We start from the raw sequence: 14,348 nt of genomic DNA on the forward strand, positions 1-14,348 counted from the left end.
AGATGCAAGACCTGGAACTGACAGAAGAACAGATCATGATCCGCGACATGGCGCGCGACTTTGCCCGTGGCGAAATCGCGCCGTTTGCCCAGGCCTGGGAGAAAGCCGGCTGGATCGATGATCAAGTGGTCAAGAAAATGGGCGAACTGGGCCTGCTTGGCATGGTCGTCCCCGAGCAATGGGGCGGCAGCTACACCGACTACGTCGCCTACGCCTTGGCCGTAGAGGAAATCGCCGCTGGCGATGGCGCCACCGGCGCCCTGATGAGCATCCACAACTCGGTAGGCTGCGGCCCGCTGCTAGCCTACGGCAGCGCCGAACAGCAACAAACCTGGCTGGAGCGCCTGGCGAGCGGTGACGTAATTGGCTGCTTCTGCCTGACCGAACCGCAGGCCGGCTCCGAGGCGCACAACCTGCGCACGCGCGCAGAACTGCAGGGTGATCACTGGGTCATCAATGGCGCCAAACAGTTTGTCAGCAACGCGCGTCGCGCCGGCCTGGCCATCGTCTTTGCCGTGACCGACCCGGACCTCGGTAAAAAAGGCATCTCGGCGTTCCTGGTGCCTACCGACAACGAAGGCTTTGTGGTCGATCGCAGCGAACACAAAATGGGTATTCGTGCTTCCGACACCTGCGCGGTCACCTTGAACAACTGCCGCATCCCGGCCGCCAACATGCTCGGCGAGCGTGGTAAGGGCCTGGCCATTGCCCTGTCCAACCTTGAAGGCGGCCGTATCGGCATCGCCGCGCAGGCACTGGGCATTGCCCGCGCAGCCTTTGAGGCGGCGCTGGCCTATTCGCGTGACCGCATCCAGTTCGGCAAGCCGATCAATGAACACCAGAGCATCGCCAATCTGCTGGCCGACATGCAGGTGCAGATCAATGCCGCACGCCTGCTGATCCTCCATGCGGCGCGCTTGCGCAGTGCCGGCAAGCCGTGCCTGAGCGAAGCGTCACAAGCCAAGCTGTTCGCGTCGGAAATGGCCGAGCGTGTGTGCTCCAAGGCCATTCAGGTGCACGGCGGCTATGGTTATCTGGAGGATTACCCAGTGGAACGCTATTACCGCGATGCGCGGATTACCCAGATCTATGAGGGGTCCAGCGAGATCCAGCGCATGCTGATTGCGCGGGAGTTGAAGCACTACGCTTTGTAATCAGTTCCGCGCACGCCCGCCGGATGGTCGTTGGCGGAAAATCAAAGGATTGCATCGACGACATCAATCACCTCGATTACCTGCGACGATAGTCGGGACTTATCGAACTAATGCAAATTAGCCATTGAAACCACAGCAAAGCCTGAAGTAAGCTCGAACCCATCAACTGGAGAGTCCCATGTCGCCATCCACCCTCATTCACGCTCAACTCGCAGGTCGCTCGACGCGTCCCGAGCTGGCTGTGGCCGAGTGTGCGACAGTCGCTCCCGCTGCGTTTTATTTTGGGTATTGGTTTAGCCACAGGCGCCGCTGATACCCACACCGGCGCCCACTTCAAGGGGCCGCCGAATACGAGAATACTCAACCCCCGGTCGGCTCCCCGACCGGGGGTTTTGCGTTTCAGGCCCCACGAAAACCGAACAGATTACGAGGATTACCCCATGAACTTCACCACCTATTACCGCTACCCAAACTTTACCGCCTGGCGATTTAGCCAATCCCGTTCGGGCCAGTCTGCCGCCTCCGATCGGTCACTTGTTGGTGGCACGCACACACATGACGCCAATCAGGCCAACTGTCGAACACCTCGATAGGGCCGACAGCGCGGGACAGAACCCGCCATCCGCCCAGGGAACCCAGCACATGCAATCGTCCACACTCGCTCTGCCACTGTCCGAACCCAACGCCGCCAACAGCGCCGTTAGCCAACGTCTGCCAAGCCCCCTGTTGCTCAAGCAGCAGATGCCGTTGTCCCCTGCACTTACCGCTCAGGTTGAACGCCATCGCCAGGCCGTGCGCGCCATTCTCAATGGCGAAGATTCACGCCTGCTGCTGATCGTCGGCCCCTGCTCGCTCCACGACCCGCGCTCAGCACGCGAATACGCCCAGCGCCTGGCCCAGCTGGCGGAAGAAGTCAGCGACCAGATGCTGCTGGTGATGCGCGCCTACGTGGAAAAGCCACGTACCACGGTGGGCTGGAAAGGCCTGGCCTACGATCCGCACCTGGATGGCAGTGACGACATGCACGCCGGCATCGCCCTGTCGCGGGGCTTGATGCTGGCCATGCTTGAATGCGGCCTGCCAGTGGCCACCGAGCTGCTGCAACCGATGGCGGCAGGCTACTTCGACGATTTGCTGAGCTGGGCGGCCATTGGTGCGCGCACCACCGAGTCGCAGATCCACCGTGAAATGGTCAGCGGCCTGGGCCTGCCCGTGGGCTTCAAAAATGGTACGGACGGCGGCGTTGGCATTGCCTGCGACGCCATTCGCAGTGCTGCGCACAGCCATCGGCACTTCGGCATGGACGTGCAGGGTTTCCCGGCGATCATCGAGACCCTGGGCAACCGCGATACGCACCTGGTGCTGCGCGGCGGCAACAAGGGCCCGAACTACGACCCGCAGAGCATTGCCCTGGCCCGCCAGGGGCTGGCCAAAGCGGGCGTGTCGCCACGGATCATGGTCGATTGCAGCCATGCCAACAGCGGTAAAGACCCCATGCGCCAACCTGAGGTGTTCAACCAGGTATTGACCCAGCGCCTGCAAGGCGACCGCGCGCTGATCGGCATGATGCTCGAAAGCCACCTGTTTGATGGCTGCCAGGCACTGGGTAAAGAGCCGCTCAAATACGGGGTGTCGATCACCGATGGCTGTCTGGGCTGGGCGGGCACCGAAGCCCTGCTGCGTGAAGGTGCTGCTGCATTGCGTGACATTGCGCAGGAAAAACCGGCACTAATCGGGTAGTCTCGGCACTTTCTTGTAAAGGAGTAACTCCCATGGCCAAAGCCACTGCCCGTCACATCCTGGTTGCCACTGAAGAGAAGTGCAACGAACTGAAGGCTCAGATCGAAGCCGGTGCCGATTTCGCCGAAATCGCCAAAGCCAACTCCACCTGCCCGTCCAGCCGTCAGGGCGGTGACCTGGGCTCGTTCGGCCCGGGCCAGATGGTCAAGGAATTCGACACCGTGGTGTTCAGCGCACCGGTAAACACCGTTCAGGGCCCGGTTAAAACCCAGTTCGGTTACCACCTGCTGGAAGTGACCAGCCGCCAGGACTGAGTCACCTGCCTGAACCGGTCCTGCCGGACCGGTTCAGGATTGCCGGCCTGACCTGCTAAGCTACAGCCACCATCGTGGGTACAGGTAGTCAGGCGCTTGCACATCGGTCGTCCCTCTCTTTTTGCTGTCTTTGCCCTGGCCCTGGCCTGGACCCACAGCGGTCTGGCAGCCCCCAGCCATGCGTTGACTGTCTACGGCGAAGCACCGCGCTATCAGCCCGGTTTCCAGCATTTCGATTACGCCAACCCTGACGCCCCCAAAGGCGGCAGCCTGCGCCGCTCGGCCATCGAGATCGGCCAGTTCGACCACGTGCTGCCTTACATCGACAAGGGCATCGGCGTGGCGGAGGTCGACGGCTGGCTGTATGCGCCGCTGGCGATTCGCTCACAGGATGAGCCCTACACCGTTTACGGGCTGATCGCCCGCCAGATGGAGCGTGACCCCGAAGGCCTCTGGCTGCGTTTCTACCTCGACCCACGGGCGCAGTTTGCCGATGGCCAGCCCGTGCGCGCAGAAGATGTGCGCTACACCTTCGAGCTGTTCATGCGCGAAGGCAACCTCAAGTACCGCACGCAGTTTGCCGATGTCGAGCGTGTCGAAGTCGAAGGCCCGCGCCAGGTTCGATTCGTCTTCAAGAGCAACCAGAACCGCACCCTGCCCCTTGACCTTGCCACTCTGCCGGTTCTGCCCGAGCACTGGTGGAAAATCCGCGACTTTGCCAGCGGTGGCGGCTTTGAAGCGCCTGTAGGCAGCGGGCCGTACCGGATCGGACAAATCGACAACGGCCGCAGTATTACCTTTGAGCGCAACCCGACCTGGTGGGCCCGCGACTTGCCGGTGAATCGCGGGCGCTACAACTTCGATCGCCTGCGCATCGAATACTTCGGCGACACCGAGGTGGCCCGCCAGGTATTGCGCGGCGGCGGCTATGACTACAACCGCGAGTTTTCCGCCACCGGCTATTCCATTGGCTACAACAGCCCGGCGCTGGACGACGGCCGCCTGCAACGCGCCCACCTGGCCAAACAGGCGCCACAACCGGCCCAGGGTTTTGTCTTCAACTTGCAGCGCCCTGTGTTCAAAGACCGTCGCGTGCGTCAGGCGCTGGCGATGCTCTGGGACTTTGAGTGGAGCAACCGGCAGATGATGCGCAACCTGTACATCCGCCAGCAGAGCTTTTTCTCCAACAGCGTCCTGGCCGCACGCGCGTTACCCGACGCCGGCGAGCTGGCGTTGCTCGAGCCGCTTCGCGGGCAAGTACCAGAAGAAGTGTTTACCCGTGTGTTCGAGGCACCACGTACTGACGGCTCAGGGCTGATTCGCGACAAACAGCTGCAAGCCCTGGACCTGCTACAGGCGGCCGGCTGGAAACCCGAAGGCGACCAGTTGGTCAACGCCCAGGGCGAACCGTTGCGTTTCACCTTCCTCAATGGCCAGGCCGGCTTCGAGCGATTGCTGCTGCCGTGGAAGCGCAACCTGGCACAGATCGGCATCACCCTGGACATCCGCCGTATCGACGCCTCCCAGTACGTTAACCGCTTGATGGCTCGCGACTACGATATGATCGTCACCGGCTACCCGGTCACCCCCTCGCCAGGCCTTGAGCTGTACAACTATTTTGGCTCGGCTGCGGCCAACGACCCGGGCTCGAACAACTACATGGCCCTGCAAGACCCGGCGGTCGATCGCCTGATCGATGGCCTGGTCAAAGCCAGCACCCAGGCCGATATGCTCCGCCATGCCCATGCACTGGACCGGGTACTGCAGTGGAACTACTACTGGATCCCCAATTACTACCCGCCGGGCACGTCCACCGTCTGGTGGAACCGTTTCGGCTTGCCTAAGGTACAAGCAAGCAATGACGAAGGCCTGGACAGCTGGTGGGAAGTCAGCCCCACGGCGCTGACCAATGCGCAAATGGCCGAACACCTCAAGGAGAAGCCATGACCGCTTATATCCTGCGACGGCTGTTGCTGATCATCCCGACCCTGCTGATCATTCTGCTGGTCAATTTCGTCATCGTTCAGGCTGCACCAGGTGGCCCCGTGGAACAGGCCATTGCCCGCCTGCAAGGCATTGGCGGCGGCGCGCCGGGGGCCAGTGTCGAGACTGTGCACACCAGTTCCCGTGCCAGTCGCGGCCTGGACCCAAAGCTGATCGAGGACATCAAGCGTCAGTACGGTTTCGACAAGTCGGCCCCGGAGCGCCTGTGGTTGATGCTCACCCAGTACGCCCATCTTGATTTCGGCAGCAGCTTTTTCCGTGGTGCCAAGGTCACTGACCTGATCCTGGAAAAAATGCCGGTCACGCTTTCACTGGGTTTCTGGGCGACGCTCATTACTTACCTGGTGTCGATTCCGCTGGGCATTCGCAAGGCCATCCGCCATGGAACGGCGTTCGATGCCTGGAGCAGCAGCCTGATCGTGATCGGCTATGCCCTGCCCTCGTTTCTGTTCGCGCTGCTGTTGATTGTGGTATTTGCCGGCGGCACGTCGCTGAACTGGTTTCCGGTGCGCGGGCTGGTGTCGGAGGATTTCGACCAGTTGAGCCTGCTGGGCAAGGTGGCCGATTACTTCTGGCACCTGGTGCTGCCCGTAGGCGCCCTGGTCATCGGCGGCTTCGCCACCCTGACCCTGTTGACCAAGAATGCCTTCCTCAACGAGATCACCCGCCAATACGTCATCACCGCGCGGGCCAAAGGCCTGAGCGAGAAACGGGTGCTGTATGGGCATGTGTTTCGCAACGCCATTTTGCTCGTGGTCGCGGGTATCCCCCAGGCCTTGATCAGCGTGTTTTTTGCAGGCTCCCTGCTGATCGAAGTGATCTTCTCCCTCGATGGCCTGGGACGCATGAGCTACGAGGCGGCGGTGTCCCGGGATTATCCCGTGGTGTTCGGTTCGTTGTTCATTTTCACCCTGTTCGGCTTGCTGATCCGCCTGGTCGGTGACCTCTGCTACACCCTGGTTGATCCTCGGATCGACTTTGCAACGAGGGCGCACTGATATGTTCAGCCTGTCCCCGTTGTCGCGCCGACGCCTGCAAAATTTCCGCCGCAATCGCCGTGGCTGGTATTCGCTCTGGCTGTTCGCGGTATTGCTGGTGCTGAGCCTTGGCGCGGAACTGGTGGCCAATGACAAACCCCTGGTCATGGGTTATCAGGGGCAACTGTATTTCCCGGCATTCAAGCGCTACACCGAGCAGACCTTTGGCGGCCAGTTGCCCTTCCAGCCGGATTACCGCAGCCAGTACGTGCAACAACTGATCAAGGATCAGCATGGCTGGATGCTGTTCGCGCCGATCCCCTTCAGTGCCGACACCCCCAACTACGACCTGCAGCAGCCAACGCCCAGCCCGCCGACCACGACCAACTGGCTGGGTACCGACGACCAGGGCCGTGATGTCCTGGCGCGGGTGTTGTACGGCACCCGCGTGTCGATCCTGTTTGCCCTGGCGCTGACGCTGATCAGCACCGTGATCGGCATCGCGGCTGGCGCCCTTCAGGGCTACCACGGTGGCTGGGTCGACCTGATCGGACAACGCCTGCTGGAAGTCTGGTCAGGCTTGCCAGTGCTTTACCTGCTGATCATCCTCAGCGGCTTTGTAGAGCCCAATTTCTGGTGGTTGCTGGGGATCATGGCGCTGTTTTCCTGGCTGGCGCTTGTTGATGTGGTTCGCGCCGAGTTCCTGCGCGGGCGCAACCTTGAATACGTGCAGGCGGCACGGGCCTTGGGGCTGGAGGACCGCGGGATCATCCTGCGGCACATCCTGCCCAATGCCATGAACGCCACCTTTACTTACCTGCCGTTCATTCTCACTGGCGCCATTACCACCCTCACCGCGCTGGATTTCCTCGGCTTTGGCATGCCGGCCGGCAGTGCTTCGCTGGGCGAACTGGTGAACCAGGGCAAACAGAACCTTCAAGCGCCGTGGCTGGGCTTTACCGCGTTCTTCGCCCTCGCGTTGATCCTGTCGTTGCTGGTGTTCATTGGCGATGCCTTGCGCGAAGCCTTCGATCCCCGGGCATAATCCCAGCCTTTGACCTTCAGGGAGCGGCCCATGCCTGCCAACGACAGCCTCAAGGACTATCAGCAGGTTCGCCTGCTGGCGATCCGTTCGCTGTTCGAGATCATCGAGCAGTCCAGCGAAGGCACCATCATTGTCGACCGCGACGCGCGCATTGTCTGGATGAACGAGCGTTACGCCCGGCGCTTTGGCCTGGAGGACGCCGTCAGCGCTATTGGCCAGCCCTGCGAGAGCGTGATTCCCGGCAGCCTCATGCGTGAGGTGGTGAACAACGGCAAGCCGATCCTGCTGGACATGCTCGATACGCCGAAGGAGCCGCTGGTGGTGATGCGCCTGCCGGTTCACGACGGCGATGGCGCGCTGATCGGCGCCATCGGCTTTGCCTTGTTCGACGAACTGCGCAGCCTGTCGCCACTGCTCAAGCGCTACGCCAGCATGCAGCAGGAACTGGCCTCGACCCGCTCGCTGTTGCGCGCCCGGCAAGCCAAATACAACTTTGCCAAGTTCATCGGCACCAGTGCCGCCAGCCTAGAGGTCAAACGCCGGGCCCGACGCGGTGCCAGTACAGACTCGGCGGTGTTGCTGCTGGGTGAAACCGGTACTGGCAAAGAATTGCTGGCCCACGCCATCCACGCCGCCTCATCACGGGCGCACAAGGCCTTCGTCAGCATCAACAGCGCAGCCATTCCGGACACCTTGCTTGAAGCCGAGTTCTTCGGTACCGCGCCGGGTGCCTACACCGGTGCCGACCGCAAGGGCCGGCCCGGCAAGCTGCAACTGGCCGAGGGCGGCACGCTGTTTCTCGACGAAATCGGCGACATGCCCTTGCCGCTGCAGAGCAAATTGCTGCGGGTGCTGCAGGAAAAGGAATACGAGCCGGTGGGCTCCAACCAGATGATGCACAGCGACGTGCGCATCATAGCCGCGACCTCTACCGACCTCAGTGCGGCCATGGCCCGCGGCGAGTTCCGCGCCGACCTCTATTACCGCCTCAATGTATTGCCGATCCAGGTGCCGCCGCTGCGTGAGCGGCTGGACGATCTGCCAGCCCTGACTGAAGCCATCCTGGAAGAGCTGGGCAGTCAGCATGAGCTGGACGATGAGGCGCTCATGTTGCTCGCGCGCCATGCCTGGCCTGGCAACATCCGCGAGCTGCGCAATGTGCTTGAGCGCGCCACCTTGCTCGCCGACCATGCTCACCTTGGCGCACGCGACATTCAGTCTGCGCTTGGCAACCTGGCGCCGCTGCAGGTGACAACACCGCAACTGGACTACAAGCAAGCCTGCGCGGCGTTCGAACGGCAGTTACTGACCAACACACTGGCCCGTTGCAGCGGCAACGTACCGGAAGCGGCACGGCAGCTGGGGCTGGGACGGTCTACCCTGTATAAAAAGTTGGTGGCATTGGGCGTCTCGTCTCAATAAAGAGAACGCCGTCTCCATACAGAGACACCGCCTGTAGGAGCCAGGCTTGCCGGCGATCGGCTGCGAAGCAGCCGTAAAACCTGGCGACTCGACACCGGATTTGCTAACGCCGTGCCAGCGGTACAACTGACGAACATTGCCGGACCTGTCTCTATTCGGAGACCGACTTTGATGATCTTTTATGAAAATACAATAAAAACCTTACATTTCAATAAGTTATAAAGTTGGCACGATTCCCGCTATCTCCTTGCCATCAACAAAAACAAGATTCGCCCAAGGAGACACTCGATGAGTGTGATCATTGCCCTGGCAGCCCTCGCGCTGCTCATGCTGGCTGCTTACCGTGGTTATAGCGTTATCCTCTTCGCTCCCATCGCTGCCCTTGGCGCGGTGCTGCTCACCGATCCTTCCGCTGTCGCCCCGACCTTCACCGGGGTGTTCATGGAGAAGATGGTCGGCTTTATCAAACTGTACTTTCCGGTGTTCCTGCTCGGTGCAGTGTTCGGCAAGCTGATCGAACTGTCCGGTTTCTCGCGCTCCATCGTCGCAGCGGCGATTCGCTTGCTGGGTACCCGCCAGGCCATGCTGGTGATCGTGCTGGTGTGTGCCTTGCTGACCTACGGCGGTGTGTCACTGTTCGTGGTGGTGTTTGCGGTTTACCCGTTTGCCGCCGAAATGTTCCGCCAGAGCAACATCCCCAAGCGCTTGATCCCGGCAACCATCGCCCTGGGCGCGTTTTCGTTCACCATGGATGCCCTGCCCGGCACCCCGCAAATCCAGAACATCATCCCCAGTACTTTCTTCAACACAACGGCTTGGGCCGCGCCCTGGCTTGGCCTGATCGGCACCCTGTTCGTGTTCTGCACCGGCATGCTCTACCTGCAGCGCCAGCGCAACAAAGCCCAGCGCGCAGGCGAAGGTTACGGCACAGCGCTGCGTAACGAACCTGAAACCGCAGCCGACCTGACCCTGCCCAACCCGCTTCTGGCGCTCTCACCGCTGCTGCTGGTGGGCGTCATGAACCTGCTGTTCACCCACTGGATTCCCGCCTGGTACGGCAAGACCCACACCCTGCAGCTACCGGGCATGAGCGCACCGGTACAGACCGATATCGCCAAGCTCACCGCTATCTGGGCGGTCGAGGCAGCGTTGCTGCTGGGCATTATGCTGGTGCTGGTGGCAGGTTTCGGGGCAATCAAAAGCCGTCTCGCCGAAGGTAGCAAAAGTGCAGTAAGCGGCGCGCTGCTGGCGGCGATGAACACCGCCTCCGAATACGGTTTCGGCGCGGTGATCGCCTCGTTGCCGGGATTCCTGGTGCTTGCCGATGCCCTGCGCGCCATCCCCAATCCGCTGGTCAACGAAGCCATCACCGTCACCTTGCTGGCCGGTATCACCGGGTCCGCCTCTGGCGGGATGAGCATTGCCCTCGCGGCGATGTCCGACAGTTTCATTGCGGCTGCCAATGCCGCCAACATTCCGCTTGAAGTCCTGCACCGGGTGGCCGCCATGGCCAGCGGCGGCATGGATACCCTGCCACACAACGGCGCGGTGATTACCTTGCTGGCCGTCACCGGGCTTACCCACCGGGAAGCCTACAAGGACATTTTCGGCATTACCCTGATCAAGACCCTGGCGGTGTTCGTGGTGATCGCCACCTTCTACGCGACCGGTATCGTCTAAGGAGCAGCAGATGAATCTCAACGGTAAAACAGCAGTGGTCACCGGCTCCACCAGCGGCATCGGCCTGGGCATCGCCCATGTCCTGGCCAAAGCGGGCGCCAACCTGATCCTCAACGGCTTCGGCGACATCAAGGCAGCGATTGCCGAAGTCGCCCGCCACGGTACCCGGGTGGGCCATCACCCCGCCGACCTCGGTAGCGTGGAGCAGATTGAAGACCTGTTCGCCTACGCCGAGCGCGAGTTCGGTGGCGTCGACATCCTGGTCAACAATGCCGGCATCCAGCATGTCGCACCGGTTGAAGAGTTTCCGGTAGAGCGCTGGGACGCGATCATCGCCATCAACCTTAGCGCCGTCTTCCACGGTACCCGGCTGGTACTGCCTGGCATGCGTCAACGCAACTGGGGGCGAATCGTCAACATCGCCTCCGTACATGGTCAGGTCGGCTCCACCGGCAAGGCGGCCTATGTGGCAGCCAAGCACGGGGTCGTCGGGTTGACCAAGGTGGTCGGGCTTGAAACCGCTACAAGCAATATCACCTGCAATGCCATCTGCCCGGGCTGGGTGCTCACCCCACTGGTGCAGAAACAGATCGACGACCGCGCGGCCAGCGGGATCGACCCGCAACAGGCCCAGCACGATCTGCTGGCCGAGAAGCAGCCTTCATTGTCATTCGTCACTCCCGAGCACCTGGGTGAACTGGTATTGTTTCTCTGTAGCGAAGCTGGCAGCCAGGTTCGCGGCGCCGCCTGGAACATCGATGGCGGCTGGTTGGCCCAATAAAGGGAACCCTGGGGATCTGGCTGCTGCATCGCATTTTTTACCTGCAAGGAGGCCCTATGCGCCCGATCCCTTTCACTGCGTTGCTCACCCTGACCCTGGCTGTTGGTACTTCGGTACAGGCTGCCAGTCTCAAAGACGTAGCGCCCTACCCTGAAGCCGAAAAAGGCTTCACCCGCCAGGTGATCCACCTGCCGCCGCAGGCCGATGAGTCGGCGTTCAAGCTTGAAGTGCTGGCCGGCAAGCAGTTGCTGGTCGACTGCAACCGCCAGCACCTGGGCGGCACACTCGAAGAAAAGACCCTGCAGGGCTGGGGCTACAACTACTACCGCCTGGAAAAAGTCATGGGGCCAGCCTCGACCCTGATGGCCTGCCCGCAAAACACCAAGCAAGAAGCCTTCGTGCCCGTGGTGGGTGATGGTTTCCTGCTGCGCTACAACAGCAAACTGCCCGTGGTGGTGTACGTACCTGAAGGTGTGCAGGTGCGCTACCGCATCTGGTCGGCATCAACCGACGTGAAAAACGCAACCGTGGAATAACACCGCCCGGCTAAGGAGAACGCGGCATGAACGAAGTGCTCTGGCGCCCTTCCGAGGCACGCATCAAGGCCAGCCGTATGGATGCCTTTCGCCGTGAAGTCAATCGCAGGTACGGCATAGCGCTTGCCGACTACGTTGACCTGCATCGCTGGAGCATCGACCAGCGTGCCGCGTTCTGGCAAACCCTTGCCGACTATTTTCAGGTGTGCTGGCATCGGCCGGCCACCGAGGTCCTCATTGAAGGACCACAGATGCCCGACGCCCGCTGGTTCAGCGGTGCTACCCTGAACTTCGCCGAACACCTGCTACAACGCCGTGACGCTCATCCGGCGTTGATTTCTGTTGGTGAAGACCGCGAGCGCAGGGTCATCTCTCATGCCGAACTGGCCGAGCAGGTAGCCGGCCTGCAACGCAGTTTCAAGGCCGTCGGTATCGGCGTCGGCGACCGTGTTGCCGCCTGCATGCCCAATACCTGGCAGACGGTGGTGGCGATGCTTGCCTGCACCAGCCTGGGCGCGATCTGGTCGTGCTCTTCACCCGAGTTCGGTACCCAAGGCATCATCGACCGTTTCGGCCAGATCGAACCCAAACTGCTGATGGTGTGTGCGGGCTACCAGTACGCGGGCAAAACCATCGATCAGGTCGACAAGATCAACGAAGTGCTGGCGCAACTGCCTGGCCTGGAACAGCTGTTGGTGGTGCCTTACACCCGCGAGCATACGCGCGCTGAAGAATTCCACAGCACGGCCAACGCCTGCCTGTGGGACGATTTCTATCAAGCCGGCGGCGAGCTGCAGTTCACCCCGCTGCCATTCGATCACCCGCTCTACATTCTTTACTCCAGCGGTACCACTGGCGTGCCCAAGTGCATTGTGCACAGCGCCGGCGGCGTGTTGCTGCAACACCTCAAGGAGCACGGCCTGCACAACGATCTGGGTAGCGACGATGTGCTGTTCTACTACACAACCTGCGGCTGGATGATGTGGAACTGGCTGGTCAGCGGCCTGGCGGTCGGCGCCACGCTGGTGTTGTACGACGGCTCGCCGTTTCACCCCGGCCCCGAGCGTTTGCTCGACCTGATCGACAGCGAACGGATCAGCGCCTTCGGCACCAGCGCCAAATACCTGACGGCCCTTGAGCACGCGCACCTGCAGCCGCGCCTGAGTCACCGGCTCACCTCGCTCAAGCTGCTGCTGTCCACCGGCTCGCCGCTCTCGCCAGAGAGCTACGACTATGTATACCGCGAGTTCAAGCATGACCTGTGCCTGGCCTCGATGTCTGGCGGCACCGATATCTGCTCGTGCTTTGTCATCGGCAATCCGCTACTGCCGGTGCGGCGCGGGCAGATCCAGTGCAAAAGCCTGGGCATGGCGGTAGAAGTGTGGGATGACCAGGGTCGCCCGCTGATTGGCGCAAAAGGCGAACTGGTCAACACCCGGCATTTTCCGGCCATGCCGCTGGGCTTCTGGAACGACCCGCATGGCGAACGCTTTCGCGCCGCCTATTTCAGCCAGTTTCCGGGCGTCTGGGCCCAGGGCGACTTTGCCGAACAGCTGCCCGAGGGCGGCATGATCATTCATGGCCGCTCGGACGCTGTGCTCAACCCCGGCGGTGTGCGCATTGGTACTGCGGAAATTTACCGGCAAGTTGACACGATCGACGACGTACTCGAAAGCGTTGCCATTGGCCAACGCTGGCATAACGATGTACGGGTCGTGCTGTTCGTGCGTTTGCGTGAAGGGTTGCAGTTGGATGAGTCCCTGCAAAAACGGATCCGCCAGGTAATCCGCAGCAATACCACCCCGCGACATGTACCCGCGGTGATCCTCGCGGTAACTGACATCCCGCGCACCATCAGTGGCAAAGTGGTAGAGCTGGCCATCCGCAATGTGGTGCATGGAGAACCGGTGAAAAACACTGACGCCCTGGCCAACCCCGAGGCGCTGGCGCAATTTCGTGACCGCCCGGAGCTGCGCGATCAGGCATAATGTGCGGTTTTACTGCTTTGCGAAGGTACCCGAGATGAAAGCACAGGCCCGGCATATTCTGGTCAAGACCGCTGAAGAAGCCGAACAGCTCAAGCAACGCATTGCCAAAGGCGAGGCGTTCGATGTGCTGGCCAAAAAGCATTCCACCTGCCCGTCCGGCAAGCGCGGTGGCGACCTGGGCGAAGTGCGGCCGGGGCAAATGGTCGGCGCCATTGACCAGGTCATCTTCAAAAAGCCGCTACGCGTGGTGCACGGCCCGATCAAGAGCAAGTTCGGCTATCACCTGGTACAGGTGTTCTACCGCGACTAAAGGGCATCGCTTCGCCGCCCGGCGCGTTGCAGGCGCTGGTCGGCCAGATCGTTGCGCAACCCCAGGATCAGATTGGAAATCGCCCGGCTGCTGGTTAATTGATCGGCACTGATGCCCGTCACCAGCAGGTCGACCCGCTCGCAGCTGCGGTCGAACACCTTGACGGTCAACGAGCGATCGGCTGCCTGGGTGCACTGGCAGCGGGTGGGTAAAAAACTGCTTTCTATGATATTGCGCAACTCCAGGGTCGAGAGCATCGGTACATCTCCTTGGCAGATGGCGGACAGCGGTCCCGTGTTGCCCGGTCCACCCACCAGCCTAGGCGATATTTCCCGCCGAATCAGACCCTTTCACTATAAGGACCTGCGCACTTCACCCCGTGCGCAGCCCGCCAGCG

The 14,348-nt window shown here is 61.5% G+C and carries 13 protein-coding genes; 12 read left to right on the plus strand and 1 reads right to left on the minus strand.

Annotated features, from left to right (window positions below; translation table 11 throughout):
• Positions 1-2: 2 nt before the first annotated feature.
• The 12 genes from I5S59_RS18810 (at position 3) to I5S59_RS18865 (ending at position 13,951) form a co-directional block, all read left to right on the plus strand.
• Entirely contained in the window at positions 3-1,154 is a 1,152-nt protein-coding gene (locus I5S59_RS18810; protein WP_197877965.1) for an acyl-CoA dehydrogenase family protein, read from the plus strand.
• Positions 1,155-1,796: 642 nt separating this feature from the next.
• Positions 1,797-2,894 (plus strand): 3-deoxy-7-phosphoheptulonate synthase, encoded by a 1,098-nt coding sequence (locus I5S59_RS18815; RefSeq protein ID WP_197877966.1) that lies wholly within the window; start codon positions 1,797-1,799, stop codon positions 2,892-2,894.
• Between the two features lie 32 nt (positions 2,895-2,926).
• Positions 2,927-3,208, plus strand: a complete 282-nt coding sequence (locus tag I5S59_RS18820) for a peptidylprolyl isomerase (protein ID WP_128325330.1) — start codon at positions 2,927-2,929, stop codon at positions 3,206-3,208.
• A gap of 135 nt (positions 3,209-3,343) precedes the next feature.
• Positions 3,344-5,155, plus strand: coding sequence for an extracellular solute-binding protein (locus I5S59_RS18825; RefSeq protein ID WP_232239857.1), 1,812 nt, complete (start codon positions 3,344-3,346; stop codon positions 5,153-5,155).
• Positions 5,152-6,210 (plus strand): microcin C ABC transporter permease YejB, encoded by a 1,059-nt coding sequence (locus I5S59_RS18830; RefSeq protein ID WP_197877967.1) that lies wholly within the window; start codon positions 5,152-5,154, stop codon positions 6,208-6,210. Before I5S59_RS18825 ends, I5S59_RS18830 begins: the two co-directional genes overlap by 4 nt.
• Position 6,211: 1 nt before the next feature.
• Positions 6,212-7,234 (plus strand): ABC transporter permease, encoded by a 1,023-nt coding sequence (locus I5S59_RS18835; protein WP_197877968.1) that lies wholly within the window; start codon positions 6,212-6,214, stop codon positions 7,232-7,234.
• A gap of 30 nt (positions 7,235-7,264) precedes the next feature.
• On the plus strand, positions 7,265-8,656 hold the full coding sequence (locus I5S59_RS18840; RefSeq protein ID WP_197877969.1) for a sigma-54 interaction domain-containing protein: 1,392 nt from the start codon (positions 7,265-7,267) through the stop codon (positions 8,654-8,656).
• A gap of 288 nt (positions 8,657-8,944) precedes the next feature.
• Positions 8,945-10,336, plus strand: coding sequence for a GntP family permease (locus I5S59_RS18845; protein ID WP_197877970.1), 1,392 nt, complete (start codon positions 8,945-8,947; stop codon positions 10,334-10,336).
• Between the two features lie 10 nt (positions 10,337-10,346).
• Positions 10,347-11,117, plus strand: coding sequence for a 3-hydroxybutyrate dehydrogenase (gene hbdH / locus I5S59_RS18850; protein ID WP_197877971.1), 771 nt, complete (start codon positions 10,347-10,349; stop codon positions 11,115-11,117).
• Positions 11,118-11,173: 56 nt separating this feature from the next.
• On the plus strand, positions 11,174-11,653 hold the full coding sequence (gene eco / locus I5S59_RS18855) for a serine protease inhibitor ecotin (protein WP_197877972.1): 480 nt from the start codon (positions 11,174-11,176) through the stop codon (positions 11,651-11,653).
• 26 nt (positions 11,654-11,679) lie between these two features.
• Positions 11,680-13,641, plus strand: coding sequence for an acetoacetate--CoA ligase (locus I5S59_RS18860; RefSeq protein ID WP_197877973.1), 1,962 nt, complete (start codon positions 11,680-11,682; stop codon positions 13,639-13,641).
• 34 nt (positions 13,642-13,675) lie between these two features.
• Entirely contained in the window at positions 13,676-13,951 is a 276-nt protein-coding gene (locus I5S59_RS18865) for a peptidylprolyl isomerase (protein ID WP_128325339.1), read from the plus strand.
• Here the strand turns inward: I5S59_RS18865 and I5S59_RS18870 are convergent.
• Positions 13,948-14,208: a DUF1652 domain-containing protein gene (locus I5S59_RS18870; RefSeq protein ID WP_197877974.1), complete on the minus strand. Its 261-nt coding sequence runs from the start codon at positions 14,206-14,208 to the stop codon at positions 13,948-13,950. The two genes, I5S59_RS18865 and I5S59_RS18870, sit on opposite strands and share 4 nt — an antisense overlap.
• Between the last annotated feature and the right edge of the window lie 140 nt (positions 14,209-14,348).

The organism is Pseudomonas alkylphenolica, assembly GCF_016009175.1.
In the GTDB taxonomy this organism is placed as follows: Bacteria; Pseudomonadota; Gammaproteobacteria; order Pseudomonadales; family Pseudomonadaceae; genus Aquipseudomonas; species Aquipseudomonas alkylphenolica_B.

What these genes read in the sequence shown, in the direction of transcription:
- hbdH (WP_197877971.1), top strand. Translation starts at nt 10,347, where the DNA reads ATGAATCTCAACGGTAAAACAGCAGTGGTCACCGGCTCCACCAGCGGC.
- I5S59_RS18835 (WP_197877968.1), top strand. Translation starts at nt 6,212, where the DNA reads ATGTTCAGCCTGTCCCCGTTGTCGCGCCGACGCCTGCAAAATTTCCGC.
- I5S59_RS18845 (WP_197877970.1), top strand. Translation starts at nt 8,945, where the DNA reads ATGAGTGTGATCATTGCCCTGGCAGCCCTCGCGCTGCTCATGCTGGCT.
- I5S59_RS18860 (WP_197877973.1), top strand. Translation starts at nt 11,680, where the DNA reads ATGAACGAAGTGCTCTGGCGCCCTTCCGAGGCACGCATCAAGGCCAGC.
- I5S59_RS18865 (WP_128325339.1), top strand. Translation starts at nt 13,676, where the DNA reads ATGAAAGCACAGGCCCGGCATATTCTGGTCAAGACCGCTGAAGAAGCC.
- eco (WP_197877972.1), top strand. Translation starts at nt 11,174, where the DNA reads ATGCGCCCGATCCCTTTCACTGCGTTGCTCACCCTGACCCTGGCTGTT.
- I5S59_RS18810 (WP_197877965.1), top strand. Translation starts at nt 3, where the DNA reads ATGCAAGACCTGGAACTGACAGAAGAACAGATCATGATCCGCGACATG.
- I5S59_RS18815 (WP_197877966.1), top strand. Translation starts at nt 1,797, where the DNA reads ATGCAATCGTCCACACTCGCTCTGCCACTGTCCGAACCCAACGCCGCC.
- I5S59_RS18870 (WP_197877974.1), bottom strand. Translation starts at nt 14,208, where the DNA reads ATGCTCTCGACCCTGGAGTTGCGCAATATCATAGAAAGCAGTTTTTTA.
- I5S59_RS18840 (WP_197877969.1), top strand. Translation starts at nt 7,265, where the DNA reads ATGCCTGCCAACGACAGCCTCAAGGACTATCAGCAGGTTCGCCTGCTG.
- I5S59_RS18830 (WP_197877967.1), top strand. Translation starts at nt 5,152, where the DNA reads ATGACCGCTTATATCCTGCGACGGCTGTTGCTGATCATCCCGACCCTG.
- I5S59_RS18820 (WP_128325330.1), top strand. Translation starts at nt 2,927, where the DNA reads ATGGCCAAAGCCACTGCCCGTCACATCCTGGTTGCCACTGAAGAGAAG.